This window comes from Flavobacterium sp., assembly GCF_046155325.1.
In the GTDB taxonomy this organism is placed as follows: domain Bacteria; phylum Bacteroidota; class Bacteroidia; order Flavobacteriales; family Flavobacteriaceae; genus Flavobacterium.
Genome location: NZ_JBJXDQ010000076.1, coordinates 1 through 17815, shown reverse-complemented (window position 1 = coordinate 17815; position 17815 = coordinate 1). Strand labels below are relative to the sequence as shown.

12 protein-coding genes are annotated in these 17815 nt (G+C 32.8%); 5 read left to right on the top strand and 7 right to left on the bottom strand.

Annotated features, from left to right (window positions below):
- Positions 1-8: 8 nt before the first annotated feature.
- From porQ to ACKVOD_RS05070, 5 genes are all read right to left on the bottom strand, one after another.
- Positions 9-1031, bottom strand: coding sequence for a type IX secretion system protein PorQ (porQ, locus tag ACKVOD_RS05090; protein ID WP_409208393.1), 1023 nt, complete (start codon positions 1029-1031; stop codon positions 9-11).
- 153 nt (positions 1032-1184) lie between these two features.
- Positions 1185-3635, bottom strand: a complete 2451-nt coding sequence (lon, locus tag ACKVOD_RS05085; protein WP_409208392.1) for an endopeptidase La — start codon at positions 3633-3635, stop codon at positions 1185-1187.
- Between the two features lie 437 nt (positions 3636-4072).
- Positions 4073-5380, bottom strand: a complete 1308-nt coding sequence (locus tag ACKVOD_RS05080; RefSeq protein WP_409208391.1) for an MFS transporter — start codon at positions 5378-5380, stop codon at positions 4073-4075.
- Positions 5381-5517: 137 nt separating this feature from the next.
- Positions 5518-7449, bottom strand: a complete 1932-nt coding sequence (locus tag ACKVOD_RS05075) for an amino acid permease (RefSeq protein ID WP_409208390.1) — start codon at positions 7447-7449, stop codon at positions 5518-5520.
- 109 nt (positions 7450-7558) lie between these two features.
- Positions 7559-10462 (bottom strand): FAD-binding and (Fe-S)-binding domain-containing protein, encoded by a 2904-nt coding sequence (locus tag ACKVOD_RS05070; protein WP_409208389.1) that lies wholly within the window; start codon positions 10460-10462, stop codon positions 7559-7561.
- A gap of 301 nt (positions 10463-10763) precedes the next feature.
- Between ACKVOD_RS05070 and ACKVOD_RS05065 the strand changes: the two genes are divergently transcribed.
- Both ACKVOD_RS05065 and ACKVOD_RS05060 read left to right on the top strand, forming a co-directional pair.
- Positions 10764-12317: a glycoside hydrolase family 10 protein gene (locus ACKVOD_RS05065; RefSeq protein WP_409208388.1), complete on the top strand. Its 1554-nt coding sequence runs from the start codon at positions 10764-10766 to the stop codon at positions 12315-12317.
- Positions 12318-13586 (top strand): MFS transporter, encoded by a 1269-nt coding sequence (locus ACKVOD_RS05060; RefSeq protein ID WP_409208387.1) that lies wholly within the window; start codon positions 12318-12320, stop codon positions 13584-13586.
- Positions 13587-13812: 226 nt separating this feature from the next.
- Here the strand turns inward: ACKVOD_RS05060 and holA are convergent, their stop codons facing one another.
- The gene (gene holA / locus ACKVOD_RS05055; RefSeq protein ID WP_409208386.1) at positions 13813-14817 is read right to left on the bottom strand and encodes a DNA polymerase III subunit delta; all 1005 of its coding nucleotides are present in this window, start codon (positions 14815-14817) and stop codon (positions 13813-13815) included.
- Positions 14818-14888: 71 nt separating this feature from the next.
- Between holA and ACKVOD_RS05050 the strand changes: the two genes are divergently transcribed.
- From ACKVOD_RS05050 to ACKVOD_RS05040, 3 genes are read left to right on the top strand one after another with little or no spacing between them, the layout of a single operon-like run.
- Entirely contained in the window at positions 14889-15350 is a 462-nt protein-coding gene (locus ACKVOD_RS05050; RefSeq protein WP_409208385.1) for a type I restriction enzyme HsdR N-terminal domain-containing protein, read from the top strand.
- Positions 15351-16364 (top strand): glycosyltransferase family 2 protein, encoded by a 1014-nt coding sequence (locus ACKVOD_RS05045; RefSeq protein WP_409208384.1) that lies wholly within the window; start codon positions 15351-15353, stop codon positions 16362-16364.
- Positions 16365-16398: 34 nt separating this feature from the next.
- Positions 16399-17229 (top strand): flagellar motor protein MotB, encoded by an 831-nt coding sequence (locus ACKVOD_RS05040; RefSeq protein WP_409208383.1) that lies wholly within the window; start codon positions 16399-16401, stop codon positions 17227-17229.
- A 118-nt stretch (positions 17230-17347) separates the two neighbouring features.
- Here the strand turns inward: ACKVOD_RS05040 and ACKVOD_RS05035 are convergent.
- The coding region (locus ACKVOD_RS05035; RefSeq protein WP_409208382.1) for an L-threonylcarbamoyladenylate synthase at positions 17348-17815 on the bottom strand (468 nt) is incomplete at its 5' end.

Below are 17815 nucleotides of genomic sequence, written 5' to 3'. Positions count from 1 at the left end.
GAAACAAATTACTCTTGAAAGTTAATTGTTAAACCAAAAAGACTTGTGTTTCCAGCAAGAGTGTATCTCGAATAGGAATAGTTTAGTTTTAACTTGTTAAATCTAAGACCGAAACCTACTGAAATTCCTGAAAAATTTCGTTGTTCTAGTATTCTCAATTCTTCAGATCTCCTAAAATTATAACCTAATCTAAGATTAAAAGCTTTTTTAGGAAAAAGTTCAACTCCCAATATCATATGTCGGATGGCGTTGCCAAAAATAGATACTTTTTTTTCGGTTGTACTGCCGTCAAGCGATGTTTCTGATTGAGTTGGATTTGTAAAAGAAACATTCCATTGTTGCAAATTTTCAAGTGTTAAATGCCATCTTAAAGGAACATGCTCTAATTCTTGTGAAACTCCGGCTATAATTTCTAAAGGCAGCTTTTCTCTTGTATCAGCGTAAGTTGTGAATTGTGTTCCAAAATTTCTAATTGATAAAGCCCAGTTGACATCATTGACATCATCAATATAAATAGCTCCTAAATCTATAGCTCCTCCAAAAGAATTATAACTTTCTAAATTTGATGAGATAAGCTTAGCGTTGGTTCCGATAAACAAATTGGAATTTGAAACATTGTAGGCATAGCCAAATGAAAGTGCTAATTCACTCCCAGAAAATGAAGAAGTTGCTTGCCCATATTCATCATAACCATCAAAATTTCCATAATTTACGTAGTTAATACCAGCTTGAATAGTTTCATAATGACGATCATAAGTATAGGCATAAGAAGCTGTACCGTAGGTAACTTCACCAAAATATTTTCCATAGTTTAGAGCCAAATGATTGTCCATTTCTGGATTTATGGTAGCTGGATTAAAATTAGCCTGATTTACATCTTCATCATAAATGGTAACCGTTTTACCTCCTAAAGCGGCTTGTCTAGGTGATGTAACCAAGTTAAGAAATTGGTATACATTTCTCCCTCCTATTTGTCCATAAGACAAAGAGTAAAACATAATAAGAATGGAGACTAAAAATCTATTGAGCATAAAAGAAATGACTGTTCAATTTATTAAACGTAAATGCGAAGATAAAATTATAATGATTATTTATGTTTAAAATTACATCTTTATATATAGTAATTTTTCAAAAAAAATTCCATTCGCAATGGCGAATGGAATTAAATTATTTAGTAAAAATTACTATAAAACTTTAGCGTTTTTTACTTTTTGATCTGTAATGACAATAGCTATAACATCATTCATTTCCTTCACGTAATGAAACGTAAGTCCTGCTATATATTCTGGTTTTATCTCATCGATGTCACTTTTGTTTTCATGACACAAAACAATTTCCTTGATGTTAGCCCTTTTTGCTGCTAAAATCTTCTCTTTAATTCCACCTACAGGTAAAACCTTACCACGAAGTGTGATTTCTCCAGTCATTGCTAATCCCTTCTTTATTCGTTTTTGGGTAAATACAGATACTAATGAAGTCAACATGGCAATCCCCGCACTTGGTCCATCCTTAGGAGTAGCGCCTTCTGGCACATGCAAATGAATATTGTATTTTGATAATAGTTCAGTATTAAGTCCTAATTGATCTGCATTGGCTTTGATATATTCTAAAGCTATCGTTGCTGATTCTTTCATTACAGTACCTAAATTCCCAGTAATGGTCATGGTTCCTTTTCCTGGAGAGATTAAAGATTCAATAAATAAAATATCGCCACCTACACTGGTCCAAGCTAATCCTGTTACTACTCCAGCAACATCATTACTCTCATATTTATCTCGTTCTAATCTAGGAACACCTAATGTTTTCAGAATATCTTCGTCGGTTACTTTCTTATTATATTCTTCCTCCAATGCAATAGACTTTGCGGCATTTCGAATTACTTGTGCAATTTTAACCTCAAGTCCACGGACACCAGATTCACGAGTATAACCTTCAACTATTTTTTCTAATTGCTTTTTTCCAATAGACAAATCTTTGGCAGTAAGACCATGTTCCTTTAATTGTCTATTGAATAAATGTTGTTTCGCAATTTCTACTTTTTCTTCGATAGTATAACCAGACATTTTAATCACTTCCATTCTATCTCGTAATGCTGGTTGTATCTCGGCCATATTATTAGAAGTAGCTATAAACATCACTTTTGATAAATCATAGCCCATTTCAAGAAAATTATCATAAAATGAATTGTTTTGCTCTGGGTCTAAAACTTCTAACATGGCTGAAGAAGGATCACCATGATGACTATTTGATAATTTATCTATTTCGTCTAAAACAAAAACTGGATTTGAAGTTCCTGCTTTCTTGAGGCTTTGAATAATTCTTCCTGGTAAGGCACCAATATAGGTTTTTCGATGCCCTCGAATTTCAGCCTCATCACGCAAACCACCTAGTGATATTCTAACATATTCTCTTCCTAACGCCTCGGCAACTGATTTTCCAATGGATGTTTTACCAACACCGGGAGGTCCTGTCAAACAGATTATTGGCGACTTCATATCTTTTCTTAATTTAAGTACAGCCAAATGTTCTATCATTCTTTTTTTTACCTCATCAAGTCCAAAATGATCTCTATCAAGAATTTTTTGTGCTCTTTTTAAATCAAAATTATCTTTAGAATATTCATTCCAAGGAAGGTCTAAAAATAGTTCTAAGTAATTTCTTTGAATTCCAAAATCAGGAGCTTGAGGATTCATTCTTCGCATTTTTGACAATTCTTTTTCGAAATGCTTTTGTGTTGACTCATTCCATTTTTTGGACTTAGCTTTCAAACTCATTTCGTCTAATTCTTCTTCTTGTGAAGCACCACCCAACTCTTCTTGAATGGTTTTCATTTGTTGATGCAAAAAATATTCGCGTTGTTGTTGGTCTATGTCAAAACGAACTTTGGATTGAATGTTATTTTTTAATTCTAGTTTTTGTAACTCCACATTCATATAACGTAACGTTTCAAGTGCTCTTTCTTTTAAAGTATTAATCGAAAGTAAATCTTGTTTTTCCTTTACAGATAAATTCATATTGGAAGTCACAAAATTGATTAAAAAAGAATGACTTTCTATGTTTTTAATTGCAAAAGTAGCTTCACTAGGAATATTTGGGCTCTCGTTGATTATTTGTATTGCTAAATCCTTAATAGTATCATTAATTGCCAGAAATTCGGTATCATGTTTTCCGGGTCTTTTTTCCTCTACAGGTTTAATATTTGCAGTTATGTAAGGACTTTCAGAAATGATACTGTCAATTTGAAAACGTTTTTTTCCTTGAAGAATAACGGTAATATTTCCATCAGGCATCTTCAAAACACGTAGAATTCTTGCCACAGTTCCAATTGGAAAAATATCGTTTTTAGAAGGATCTTCGATTTCTTCATTGGTTTGAGCCACCACTCCAATTATTTTTCCAGAGGCATAAGCATCGTTAATTAATTTTATAGATTTATCTCTCCCTGCCGTAATTGGAATAACAACGCCTGGAAATAAAACCATGTTCCGTAGCGGTAATAACGCTAATGATTCTGGGAGTACTTCGTTATTCATTTCCTCTTCGTCTTCTGGAGTCAACAAGGGAATTAAATCAGTTTCCGTATCAAACTCCTGAAGTGACAGGTTGTTAAGTGTAAGTATTTTATGATTTGACATATGTTATTTAAGTCTTTTTGTCATTAAAAAATTCATTTGTAAACAAATATACGGCATAGGTTAAAAAGTTTAGATATAATCGACAAAAAATTCAAATATAATCGACAAAACATACTTAATATTCGCTTAACAACAAAAGAGACAATCATTATGTCAAAATCACTCAATAAATATTTGTTTCCTTTTAAACTAAACCACTATGGACTTGAAGTTCATAGGTTTGTTTGGCAGACTAAAAGTCTGCACGCTTGAATAACTTAATTTTTTGACAAGAATTACACAAATTAGTACAAATTAGTACAAATTAATTCATGAAAATTTGTGGCAAAGTTTTAAGAACCTGAAAAGGAAATACACTAAAGTGCATAGTTTTAACTATTATTGAGACCAATAAAGGATAAGAAATCTACATCAAGAAGTGAAAAATCACAAAATTATTATTTTACAGGCTCCATTTTCTTCATAAAACTAAGCACAATGTAACCCAGCAAAAAGAAAACAGCCAAAATAAAAATAGAACTTCGCATAGAATTGGTTATTGAACCAACAAAACCTAATATAAAAGTTCCTAAAACTATGGCAATTTTTTCGGTTACGTCATAGAAACTAAAGTATGTCGAATGATCTTCGGTTTCGGGTAATAATTTAGAATAAGTGGAACGTGACAAGGATTGAATTGCTCCAAATACCATTCCTATTGATGCCGCAATGGAATAAAATTGCAAATCAATATATTTATTATCCTTATTTATTAAATATAAGGCAAAACAAATTAAGCACCATATTGCAATAATAAGTTTCAGAGTTTTAATATTTCCAATGTTTTCGGAAATTCTTGAAAATAAATAGGCTCCAAATATGGCAACTATCTGAACCACTAAAATAGTGATAATTAATTGACTCGTTTCAATTCCCAATTCAATTTTTCCATAAATTCCCGCAAATAAAATGGTGGTTTGAACGCCAATGCTATAAAAGAAAAATGCCTTCAAAAATTGTTTCAATATAGGCTGGCTCTTTAGGCTTTTTAAAACTATCATTAATTCTTTAAATCCTTTAAATATAAAATCTTTTCTAGGTTTTTTATTGAATACATTATTAGGCAAGAAATAAAAGGTCACCTGGGCAAAACCCATCCACCAAATTCCGACGGACAAAAATGAAATTCTGGCTGGCAAAGTTGGATCAGAAATTCCATACCATTCAGGCTTCATCACCATCGTCAAATTAAAGGTCAGCAAAATTACCGACCCGAAATAGCCGTACATAAATCCTTTGGCACTCACTCTATCATGTTGTTCTGGAAAAGCAATTTCAGGCAAATAAGAATTATAAAAAACAACACTTCCCCAAAAGCCAATACTTGCCAAAATAGTTGAAACGATTCCAATCCATAATGTATCTTCACCTTTAAAGAAAAACATCGCCATAACGGAAAGGGAACCCAAATAACAGAAAAACTGCATAAATCGCTTTTTGTTTCCGTTATAATCCGCTATTCCAGATAAAATTGGAGATAAAAAAGCAACAATCAAAAAGGAGAACGACAACGAATAGGATAATAAAGAACTGTTTAAAAATGAAGTTCCCAGAAAAGTTACCTTTCCATCATTTCCGCTTGTCACGGATTCATAATAGATAGGAAATACTGCCGTGGAGATTACTAACGAATAAACTGAATTTGCCCAATCATAAAATGCCCAAGCATTTATTAGTTTAGGACTTCCTTTTGGTAAATTTTGCATTTATGGTATTTTATTAGTTCCAAATATAGTCAAAAAACTACTATTTAATAAGTAGATTTAAATAGTTCAGATTAAAAAATTGCCAAGAATTCCATTAAAAATTCTTGGCAATTAAATGCTTTTAAAAAGTTTAAAATTTATACTTTTTGAACATTCAATTTACTGTTTTTTCGACTGAAACTAAAGTAAATAACCAGCCCGATGAGCAACCAAATGGTAAAATAAATCCAGTTCCAAACACTCAATTGCGCCATCATATACAAGCAACAAATCAAGCCTAACAATGGAATTAAGGATAAATTTTGACGATAGGACCAAAAAGTTAATCCGAACAATACAATGAGAAAAATCCACATTGGGATTTTGTGTTTAAATAAGTCAAAACCACATTGATATTTTATAGCATCATCAATAGGCAAACCTTTTACAACCGAAGCATACTTTACTTCATCTTGTTGGTATTTATTGAGTAAAAGTTCTAAATCTGGTTTCTTAGAAGTGCTATTATTCGCATCAATTCGCACTAAATAGTCATACACTTTTTGAGTACTGTTTTGGTCTAAGGCAGTAATTATTTCTTCTGAACTATTAATTTGAGTCTCATTCGTTAAAAAACTCATAGTAGCTTTATTGTTATAACCAAAGGCAAAAACAAATCCAATAGTAATTAGAATAGGCATTATGTACTTTGAATTGACATAGGGGGTTTTGAATTTTCCACGAGGAATATCAGTTTTATTTTGTAAAACCAAAACGCCAGCACAAACCAAAACAAAAGCAAATAAAGTTCCAATACTACACAAATCGGTAACCATGGTTAGATTTAAAAACAATACTGGAATTGACACCACAAAACCCGTTACAATGGTTGCATAAGAAGGTGTTTTGAATTTTGGGTGCACTTTTGAAAAACGCTTTGGCAACAAGCCATCGCGACTCATACACATCCATATTCTGGGTTGCCCCATCTGAAAAACTAATAAAACACTAGCCATGGCAATAACAGCGCTAACCGCAATAATTCCTGACATCCATTTTAAATCTAATTTATCAAAAACAAAAGCAAGTGGATCTCCAACATTTAGTTCATTATAACTTACCATTCCTGTCAATACTAATGCAATAGCAATGTATAAAACAGTACAAATAATAATTGCCCACATCATTCCTCTTGGCAAATCGCGTTGTGGATCTTTACACTCTTCGGCGGTGGTAGAAATGGCATCAAAGCCTATATAGGCAAAGAAAACTGCTGAAACTCCTTTCAGAACTCCACTAGCACCATTAGGCGCAAAAGGGTGCCAATTGGCAGTATCAACATAAAAAATACCAACCGCAATAACTAAAAGTACAATACATAACTTAATAGCCACCATCATATTACTAGCATTCCGAGATTCTTTCATCCCACGATACACTAAGGCAGTGATGATAAAAATAATCAGCAATGCTGGAAGATCCGCCACAAGATGAAAAGAACCCATAACTGGAGCTGTTGTCCACGCAGTATAAGCCGTCTGTGTACTTGAAGCTAAATTTCCGAATGATTTTCCGCCTTCCATCAACGCAGTGGCGTCTTTAAAGCCATTAGATGCTGTGATATAATCCATTTGCAACCATTCGGGAATATGCAAACCCCCACTTTCGAGTAAGCCAGTGAAATAATCACTCCAAGAAATGGCAACAGTAACATTACCAATGGCATATTCCATGATTAATGCCCAACCTATAATCCAAGCTATTATTTCTCCAAAAGCGACATACGAATATGTATAAGCACTACCAGAAACAGGTACCATTGAAGCAAATTCAGCATAAGCAAAAGCGGCAAAGCTACAAGCTATTGCAGTAAACAAAAACAGAAAAACGACTGCAGGACCCCCGTCGGCACTCGCTTTACCAATAGTACTAAAGATACCAGCACCTACTATTGCAGCAATTCCGAAGGCAGTTAAATCTCTTGCTGTTAAGTGTTTTCCTAATGAATTATGTCCATCAGACTCATTTTTTTCTACTTGTTTTAAAATATCTTGAACCGTCTTTTTTCGGAATAAATTGGATAATGCCATATTGATATTTTATATTAATGTTAAAAATTAATTGAAGTATCGAAAAGAATAAATAAAATTAAAACTCAAATATAAGTGACAATTTTCACTTTGACTATATTAGATTCACCTATTTCAAAAAATCATTTAAAATAGTTACTGGGTGCAATGCTTTTCGTTTTGTTCCGTCAAAAATCTGATGACGACAACTTGTTCCTGCCGCCGCAATTATTGTGTCTGTTTCTGTAGAACGAATTTTCGGAAATAGAGTGTCCTCTCCCATTTGCATGCTAATATTGTAATGCTCCTTTTCATAACCAAAAGAACCCGCCATACCGCAACAACCTGAATTGTATATGGTAACAGTACTGTTTAACGGTAAATTCAACATAGCAAAGGTGGCTTCTATAGAACTCAATGCTTTTTGATGACAATGACCGTGAATCTTTATGTTTTTTGAAATATCAGAAAATAAGGTCGAATTAATTGTTCCTTTTTCTATTTCTATTTTAAAAAATTCTTCGATAGTGAATGTATTTTTAGCTATTTTTTTTGCGCTTTCTACGTCTTTTGCTAATCTTAAATATTCATCTCTGAAAGTTAAAATTGCTGATGGTTCAATACCAATTAAAGGACAATTATCATTTATTAAATCTTTAAAAATAGAAACGTTTTTATTGGCTACGATTTGAGCTTCCTCAAGAAAACCTTTGGAAATAAAAGCTCTTCCACTTTCTTCGTGATCAATTAGCATTACCTCATAGCCCAATTTAGTCAACAATTTATATGTATCAATACCAACTGAAACATCATAATAATTGGTAAACTCATCACAAAACAAATAAACTTTAGAGCCTGAATTTGATTTTAGGGTTGCATTTTTTTTATACCAATTCCTGAACGTTTCTTTAGCTAATAAAGGAACTACTCTTTCTGGAGCAATACCCATACTTTTCTTCATCAATGATTGATTTAATATAAAATTAGTCAGTTTAGGAAAAACACTTCCCAATTTATTCAATTTAGAATTATTAGCAAAAATCTTATTTCGAACAGAAAATCCATTTGTTTTTTGATATTGGTATAAAAACTCCGATTTTAAAGCCGAAACATCTACATTACTAGGACATTCACTAGCACAAGCCTTACAACTTACACACAAATCAAAAACTTCATACAATTCTTGATGATTGAATTTATTGTCTTTTTCGGAATTGGTCAAATATTCTCGCAGTGCATTCGCACGAGCTCGAGTCGTATCTTTTTCGTTTTTTGTGGCGCGATAACTCGGACACATTGTTCCTCCTGCCGAAGGTAATTTTCTGCAATCGCCAGAACCATTACACTTTTCGGCTGCACGCAAAATCCCCATGCTATCCGAAAAATCCTGAATCGTTTGTATTTCTGGCTCTATTCTGCCCGAAATTACTCGATGATTCTCGTCCATTTTTGGAGCATTAACTATTTTACCAGGGTTAAAAATACTATCAGGATCAAAAGATAACTTTATTCTTTTTAATAATTCGTAATTTTTATCGCCAATCATAAAAGGAATAAATTCGCCCCGAACGATTCCGTCACCGTGCTCTCCACTCAAGGAACCTCGGTATTTTTTAACTAAATGAGCCACTTCGGTAGCGATAGTTCTGAATAGTTTTAAATCTTCCGTTTTCTTTAAATTTAAAACAGGACGCAAATGTATCTCCCCCGCTCCAGCGTGGGCATAATAAATAGCGTCTTGTCCGTGCTTTTTCATCATGGCAGCAAATTCGGCAATATAGTTAGGCAAATCACTCAATTCAACCGCTGTGTCTTCAATAGAATCAGCAGCTTTATTGTCACCAACAATACTTCCTAATAGCCCTAAACCTGCTTTTCGAAGTTCTATAATTTTGTCAATGTCAGCACCATATAATTTAACCAATGCATAACCAAAATTGTTGTTCTTTAAATCCTGAACTAACTCATTTGCTTGATTTTCTGCATCTTCCATAGAATTAGAAGCTACTTCAAACATCATAATTGCCTTTGGATTTCCCTCAATAAACGCTCTGTTTTTTGCTTGTTCCCGATTGTATTTAGTACAGTCTAAAATGGTATCGTCCATCATTTCGCAAGTGTACAAATGATGTTTCATAGCAATCAAAACCGATTCTAAACTTTCTTGAATCGTGAGATAATGCGCTACAACCATAATATTATTTGCTGGAGGTAAATCATCTACTTTCAGCGTAATTTCAGTTGTAAATGCTAATGTTCCCTCACTTCCACAAAGCAATTTACCCAGGTTTATGGTAGGTTCATTTCCAGCAAATAAATCTGATTTTAGTAATAAATCAACAGCATAACCTGTATTTCTGCGATGAATTTCAGGTTTAGGAAATTCTTTTACAATTTCTTTTTGAGTTGCTGTATTCGAAAGTTCCTCGTAAATGGTTTTGTAAATATTATTTTCTAAAGTGTTTCCTTTGGTTTTTTCTAGAAATTCATTGGAGGACAATTCGCCGAAAACTACACTTGAACCATCACTTAATAAAGTTTTAATCTTGAGTATTTTATCTCTAGTAACTCCGTAACGTATTGAAGTTGTGCCAGATGAATTATTCCCAACCATTCCTCCTATCATACATCTATTTGAAGTTGAAGTATTAGGGCCAAAAAACAACCCAAAAGGTTTTAAAAATAAATTTAACTCATCACGTATGACACCAGGCTGAACTGTTACGGTTTTGTTAATCTCATCAACTGAAATGATTTTGGTAAAATGTTTAGAAACATCAACTATTATTCCAGTTCCAACGGTTTGTCCAGCCAAAGAAGTTCCAGCAGTTCTAGGTGTTATTGAAATTTTGTTTTCGTTGGCAAACTCAATTAAAATTCTAATATCCTGTACCGTTTTGGGTATTGCAACCGCAATTGGACGCATTTTATACACCGAAGCATCGGTAGAATAAATAGTTTTATTGAGTTCATCGAATAGAAGTGTTCCTTCTAAAGATTTTGACAATTGCTGCAACTGAATTTTGGTTGGCATAGATAAAAGTTATAATTCACAAATATAAAAGATAGTGCTGCGTTATTTACAAAATCAAATATTTTTTTTGCCACAGATTTACGAATTTTTTAAAATCCTTTTTAATCTGTGAATCTGTGGCAAAAAAAATCGACGCAGAGCTTCGAGTAATTAAGCCTAAAGAGATTAATTACGGATTGCTATAAATTCCAGACTGATTTGGAACGCATTATGAATTGAAAAATAATAGTATAAAAAATATTTTTTATACTATTATACTTCACTAAAAAACCTATTTTTGAATTCTTATAATTAGACCATAATGAAACAATACAAGTGCCTAAAAGCTACGCTTTTCCTTTTTTTACTCCCTTTTTTGAATGCAAATGCGCAACAAAAAGAAAGCTACCCAAAAAATGAATTCAGAGCCGTTTGGATTGCAACTGTGGTAAATATCGACTGGCCAAAAAGCAGTTCGGACAATCTAGAAAAAGAAAAAGTAGATTTTATCGAAATTTTAGATACTTACAAAAAACTAAATTACAATGCGGTAATTGTTCAAATTCGTAGTGTTGGCGATGCTTTTTATCCTACTAAATTAGCCCCTTGGTCTCGGTATTTAACTGGAAAAGAAGGAGAAGCACCAAAAGATAATTTCGACATTTTAGAATGGATGATTACCGAAACTCACGCTCGAGGTTTCGAATTTCACGCATGGCTGAATCCTTACAGAGCTACTTTCGATACTAAAATTGAAACTTTAAGTCCTCATCACGATTATAATAAATACAGAAAGTGGATGATTAGATATGGCGAAAAAGGAAAAGAAAAATATTATTACAACCCCGGTTTGCCCGAAGTTCAAAGCCATTTAACCACTATTGTTGAAGAAGTTGTAAAAAATTACGACATCGACGCCATCCATTTTGATGATTATTTTTATCCCTATAAAGTAAAAGGAAAGGAATTTAATGATTCCGTTTCATTCAAAAAATATGGTAATGGACTTTCGCTTGCTGATTGGAGACGTTCTAACGTGAATTCGTTTGTGAAAAATATTTATTTTTCGATAAAAAATATCAAACCTTGGGTGCAATTTGGCATTAGCCCTTTTGGTGTTTGGCGCAATAAATCGGTTGACCCAAAAGGTTCTGATACGGAATCTGGTCAAACCAACTATGATGATTTATATGCCGATCCGTTGGCTTGGATGCAGGGAAAATACATAGATTATATGTTGCCACAATTGTATTGGAGCATCGAACATCCTAAAGCTTCCTACTCGAAATTACTGAAATGGTGGGCGGAAAACACTACAAATTCCAACCTTTATATTGGCAATAGTACGTATAAAATCAGAACGGATTCAGACAAAAAATGGAATGATCCAATGGAAATTCCAAACCAAATTGACTTGACAAGAACCTATAAGAATGTACAGGGAAATGCTTTTTTTAGTGCCAAAGGATTTGTAAATACCAACCAAGATGTTACACAAATTCTAAAAGAAAAACAGTACAAACACCCCGCACTTCCCTACCCTGTTCCGAGTTCGATGCAAATTGTAGTAGACAAACCGACTATCGTTTCTTTCACAAAAGGCGCAACAAATTATGGGTTCAAAATCAATTATCCATTGAGCAGCAAAATACGTTATGTTGTGGTTTATGGTGCAAAAAATAAAGCTAAAATTGATCTGGACAATCCGAGTCAAATTATTGATAAAATAGCTTTTATAGAGAAAAAAGATTCGATTAGTATTACATTAGCCAATGATAAATTTGAAGGTATTGGAGCCTCAGCAATCACTTTTATCGATTTTTATGGCAACGAAAGTAGCGCAACCCTTATTGACTTATCAAAAGAAATTAAATAAATGAAAAAAGACAACAGCCCTTGGTATTGGATACCCGTTTTAAACTTTGCTTCGGGATTGCCGTATGCTATTATAATTTCGGTTTCGGTACTTATGTATAAAAATTTAGGCATCAGCAATGAAGACATTGGAGTCTACACCAGTTTATTGTATTTACCTTGGGTGCTAAAACCGTTGTGGAGCCCGTTTATCGATTTGTATGCTACCAAGAGAAAATGGTTTCTTGCGATGCAATTCATCATTTCGATAGCTTTTTTAATTGTTGGACTAACCATTCCGATGAGTAATTTCTTTGTCTTGAGTTTGGCAGTTTTTTGGGTTGCCGCATTTGCTTCGGCTTCGAATGATGTGGCGAGTGATGGCTTTTATATGTTGGCTTTAGCCAAAGAACAACAATCTTTTTTTCTGGGAATTCGCAGTACCTTTTACCGTTTATCAATGCTTACAGGTAATGGATTAATAGTAATAATTGCTGGTTTTCTAGAACAAAAATATGGTAGTCAAACCAAGGCTTGGTCCTACACGATGGTAATTGTTGGTTTGATAATGGCCGTTATAACGATATATAATTATTTTTCGACTCCAAAAACAGAATCAAATACTCTAATTTCCGAATCCGAGAACACTCCAAAAGCTAGTTTTGGAACCGTGTTTGCTACTTTTTTCCAAAAGAAACAAATTGGTTTGGTATTGGCATTTATTTTACTGTTTCGTTTGGGCGAATCACAACTCTTAAAAATGCTTACGCCTTTTTTAGTCGATGACAAAGCTGTTGGCGGAATGGGTTTAACCACCGAAGATGTTGGAGTTATCTACGGAACCTTTGGTGTTTTGGCGCTAGTTATCGGCGGAATTTTAGGCGGAATTGCCATCTCAAAACAAGGGTTAACCAAATGGATGTTGCCTATGATATTAATGATGCATTTGCCCATTATTGGATTTATATTATTGTCGCATTTTCACCCTACATCAGTTTATTATATTTATGCCACAGTAATTGCTGAACAATTTGGATACGGTTTTGGTTTCGCCGCCTTTATGATGTTTTTAATTTATGTTGCCGAGGGCGAATCGAAAACTTCCCACTACTCTATCGCTACAGGTTTTATGGCATTAGGAATGATGCTTCCGGGTATGGCAAGTGGTTTTATTCAGGATTATTTAGGCTATGGTAATTTCTTTATTTGGGTTTTTCTAGCCACCATTCCAGGATTAATTTTGTCGAGATTTTTGATTTTTCCAAAGGATTTTGGAAAGAAGGTTGACTAGAAATTATTAATTAAACCCGTTGGGTGTAATTCAATTTTCATGATTTTTTAACCACATAGAAATATAGATTCTGAAAATTTTGAAAGTCGTTTCACTTAATTCGAGAAAAACATAGCTATACGAAACCATGAATTGGGCTATCAAACTCTTTTTTCTATGAATCTATGTGGTTAAATTTTTTTTATATAGTACTAATTATTAATTTTTATTAATTACACACAACGGGTTAATTAAATATTTTAAAAAGCATTTCCTTCAGTAAATCCGAAGTGGCTAAACCATTCGCCCCAACACCTTTACTTTTAATATCTAATTCTCGTAAAGTAGTCACAATTTGACTAACTTTTCGCATGGGATAATTTTTTAAAGCCAAATCATAATCTTTCAGAAAATAAGGACTAACTCCAAGAGCTGAAGCTACATTTTTTGGATTTCTATCCTTCAAACCATGGTATTTTAGTATTTTTATAAAAAAACCAAAAACCGTTGCAGTGGTTACTACCAATGGATTTGCCTTTTGATTATCCGAAAAATATTGTGCAATTTGATAGGCTTTCAATTGATTTCGGGAACCTAAAGCATTCAACAATTCGAAATTATTAAAGTCTTTGCTAAAACCTATATTTTCTTCTATTTGCTTTGGTGTAATTGTACTTCCTTTTGGCAATATAATCTGCAACTTTTCGAGTTCGTTATTAATTTTGCTCAAATCAGCACCTAAAAACTCCACTAACATAGCATTTGCTTTAGGTTCAATGGTGTAATTTTTGGCTGACAAAACCCGCTTAATCCAATCCCCTACTTGGTTGTCATAGAGTTTTTTACTTTCAAAAACAACACCGACTTTATCTAAAGATTTTGTCATCTTTTTACGTTTGTCCAAAGTCTTGTATTTGTAACAAAAAACCAAAACCGTACTTAGCATAGGATTATCAACATAACTTTCAAGTTTGTCGATATTTTTAGATAAATCCTGAGCTTCTTTGACAATAACCACTTGTCTTTCAGCCATCATCGGATAACGTTTAGCAGTCGAAACAATTTCTTCTATCGAAACATCACGACCATAAAGAACCGTTTGATTGAATCCTTTTTCATCTTCTGACAATAGATTTTGTTCCATATAATCAGAAAGTTTATCAATAAAATAAGGCTCATCCCCCATTAAAAAATAAATAGGTTTAATATTGCCATTTTTGATATCATTGACTATTTTTAAAACTTCTTCCATTTTTAGATTACAGATTTTAGATTTCAGATTTGAAAACCTGAAACTTTCAACTTATTTAATACTTTTGTTTTATGCAACAACTTAATTTTCCATCTTATAACTTCCGCCTCAAAAATAGCGAAAATAAAGTGTCTATTTTCGATGAAATAAGGAAAAAGTTTATAATTCTTACTCCTGAAGAATGGGTACGTCAACATGTAATTCAGTTTTTAATACAAGAAAAAAAATACCCTAAATCACTTATTAATGTCGAAAAAGTATTGAATGTCAACGGATTACGAAAAAGATACGATATTGTTGTCTTCAATCCTAATGGCACAATTTTTATTTTGGTAGAATGCAAAGCTCCTGAAATAAAAACTTCACAAGCCACTTTTGACCAAATAGCGCGATACAATATGACTCTTAATGCACAATTTTTGATGGTTACTAACGGACTTAATCATTACTTTTGTCAAATGGATTTTGATAATGAGAAATATAATTTTCTACAAGCATTACCTTATTATGAATTGGCAAACTCTACTATATAAATGAAAATAGCTGTTGTTATACTCAATTGGAATGGTGTCAAACTTTTAGAAGAATTTCTACCTTCGGTGATTAAATATTCATTAGAAGCTGATATTTACCTTGCCGATAATGCTTCGTCGGATGATTCAGTGACTTTTGTAAAAGCAAATTTTCCATCAGTTAAAATTATTAAAAATAAAAGTAATTTTGGATTTGCCCAAGGCTATAATGAAGCTTTAAAAGAAGTTGATACCGATATTTTAGCTTTGGTGAATTCAGATATTGAAGTAACCGAAAATTGGCTAAAATCTATTCTTAATACTTTCGAAAACGAACCGAATACAGTTATAATCCAACCCAAAATATTAGATTATAAAAACAAAGAACACTTTGAATATGCAGGTGCAGCAGGTGGTTTTATAGACAAATATGGATATCCGTTTTGTCGAGGTCGAATTTTTGAAAAGGTAGAAAAAGATTTTGGTCAATATGATGATGATTGTGAAATCTTTTGGGCTTCGGGAGCTTGTTTTTTTATTAGAAGTTCAGTCTATAAAGACCTTGAAGGATTTGATGCGGATTTTTTTGCGCATCAAGAAGAAATAGATTTGTGTTGGCGTGCTATAAATAAAGGTCATCATATTAAATACAATTCAAAATCTATTGTTTATCATCTTGGTGGTGCTACTTTACAAAAAAGCAATCCCAAAAAAACAGAGTTAAATTTTAGAAATTCCTTATTGATGTTGACTAAAAATGCACCAAAAGAAAAATTATTTTCTATAATTTTTCTTCGACTTTTTTTAGATGGAATTGCAGGAATTAAGTTCATATGTAATGGGAAACCTATTCATACATGGGCAATACTAAAAGCGCACCTTACCTTTTATAGGTTTTTTAGACTTCATTATAAAAAAAGAGGAGAATATCAAGTGCAAAAATACTATAAAACAAAAAGTATCGTTTATTTATACTTCATTAATAATTTAAAAATATTTAGTAGTATATTTGACACTACTAAATTGAAGCACTAATTTACTAATAACCTTTATTTAAAATTTATTTTTTATGAAAAAAATTGTCGTTGTATTATCCGTTTTGATGCTTTTATCTTCGTGTGTTTCTAAAAAGAAATTCTCTGCCTTAGAAGCTAAAAATAAAGAAACTCAAGATTTATTAAATTCATGTACTGTTAAATTAAACTCTTGTTTACAAGAAAAAGCAGGATTAGCAGCTACTGTTGCAGGTTTAAAAGACTACAATCAAACTTTGGCTAACACTTCCAAAGATATGGCAATATTATCGACTAAAAGTGCTGAAAACATTGAAAAAGCTTTGGAGTCTATCAAAGAAAAAGATTTGAAAATTACCAGAATGCAAGATGCATTAACTAGAAAAGATAGTGTCACACTTGCTGTAGTAACAAGTCTAAAAGCATCGGTAGGCATTTCTGATCCAGATATTGAAATCAATGTCGAAAAAGGAGTCGTGTTTATTTCTATTGCTGATAAACTTTTATTTAAAAGTGGAAACTATGATGTAACCGATAAGGCAAAAGGTGTTTTGGCAAAAGTTGCCAAGGTGGTAAATGACAAACCTACATTTGAATGTATGGTTGAAGGTCATACTGATGACGATTCTTTTAGACCTAATGCAGTTTTACTTGACAATTGGGATTTAAGCGTTAAACGTTCTACCGCCATAATTAGGGTATTGACAAAAGATTTAGGCGTTAACCCAGCACAATTGATTGCTGCAGGAAGAAGTTCATTTATTCCTTTAGTTCCAAATGATTCTGCCGAAAACAAAGCAAAAAACAGAAGAACACGTATTGTTGTTCTTCCTAAAATTGATGAGTTTTATGAAATGATAGAAACCGAAATGAAAAAGAAAAAATAGTAATCAGGTTTCAGTTTGCAGAAAACAGATTGCAGAAAACAAAAAACGTCTTGAGAAATCAAGACGTTTTTTTTGTTACTATGTTGCCAACTAAAATCTGCCATCTGCAACCTTAAATCTATAGTATATACAAACTCCCCTTACCTTCCCTAATTACCACTGGTTCGTGTTCTGATAAATCAATAATAGTCGAACCAATATTATCTCCATAACCACCATCAATAACCAAATCGACATCGTTTTGCCATTTCTCAAAAATAAGTTCTGGGTCGGTGGTGTATTCTATTACTTCATCTTCATCACGAATCGAGGTCGAAACTATTGGATTTCCTAATTGTCTTACTATTTCTAATATGATTGAGTTATCAGGTATACGAATTCCGACAGTTGTTTTCTTTTTGAATTCTTTTGGTAAATTATTATTCCCTCGCAAAATGAATGTATAGGGCCCAGGTAAAGCTCTTTTTAACAATTTGAAAGTAGCCGTATCTATTTGCCTAACGTAATCAGACAAATGACTTAAATCATGACATATAAAGGAAAAATTTGCTTTTTCCAGCTTCACTCCTTTTATTTTGGCAATGCG

Bases quoted from the DNA above. Each gene is read 5' to 3' on its own strand.
- porQ (WP_409208393.1), bottom strand. From the start codon at position 1,031: ATGCTCAATAGATTTTTAGTCTCCATTCTTATTATGTTTTACTCTTTG.
- lon (WP_409208392.1), bottom strand. From the start codon at position 3,635: ATGTCAAATCATAAAATACTTACACTTAACAACCTGTCACTTCAGGAG.
- ACKVOD_RS05080 (WP_409208391.1), bottom strand. From the start codon at position 5,380: ATGCAAAATTTACCAAAAGGAAGTCCTAAACTAATAAATGCTTGGGCA.
- ACKVOD_RS05075 (WP_409208390.1), bottom strand. From the start codon at position 7,449: ATGGCATTATCCAATTTATTCCGAAAAAAGACGGTTCAAGATATTTTA.
- ACKVOD_RS05070 (WP_409208389.1), bottom strand. From the start codon at position 10,462: ATGCCAACCAAAATTCAGTTGCAGCAATTGTCAAAATCTTTAGAAGGA.
- ACKVOD_RS05065 (WP_409208388.1), top strand. From the start codon at position 10,764: ATGAAACAATACAAGTGCCTAAAAGCTACGCTTTTCCTTTTTTTACTC.
- ACKVOD_RS05060 (WP_409208387.1), top strand. From the start codon at position 12,318: ATGAAAAAAGACAACAGCCCTTGGTATTGGATACCCGTTTTAAACTTT.
- holA (WP_409208386.1), bottom strand. From the start codon at position 14,817: ATGGAAGAAGTTTTAAAAATAGTCAATGATATCAAAAATGGCAATATT.
- ACKVOD_RS05050 (WP_409208385.1), top strand. From the start codon at position 14,889: ATGCAACAACTTAATTTTCCATCTTATAACTTCCGCCTCAAAAATAGC.
- ACKVOD_RS05045 (WP_409208384.1), top strand. From the start codon at position 15,351: ATGAAAATAGCTGTTGTTATACTCAATTGGAATGGTGTCAAACTTTTA.
- ACKVOD_RS05040 (WP_409208383.1), top strand. From the start codon at position 16,399: ATGAAAAAAATTGTCGTTGTATTATCCGTTTTGATGCTTTTATCTTCG.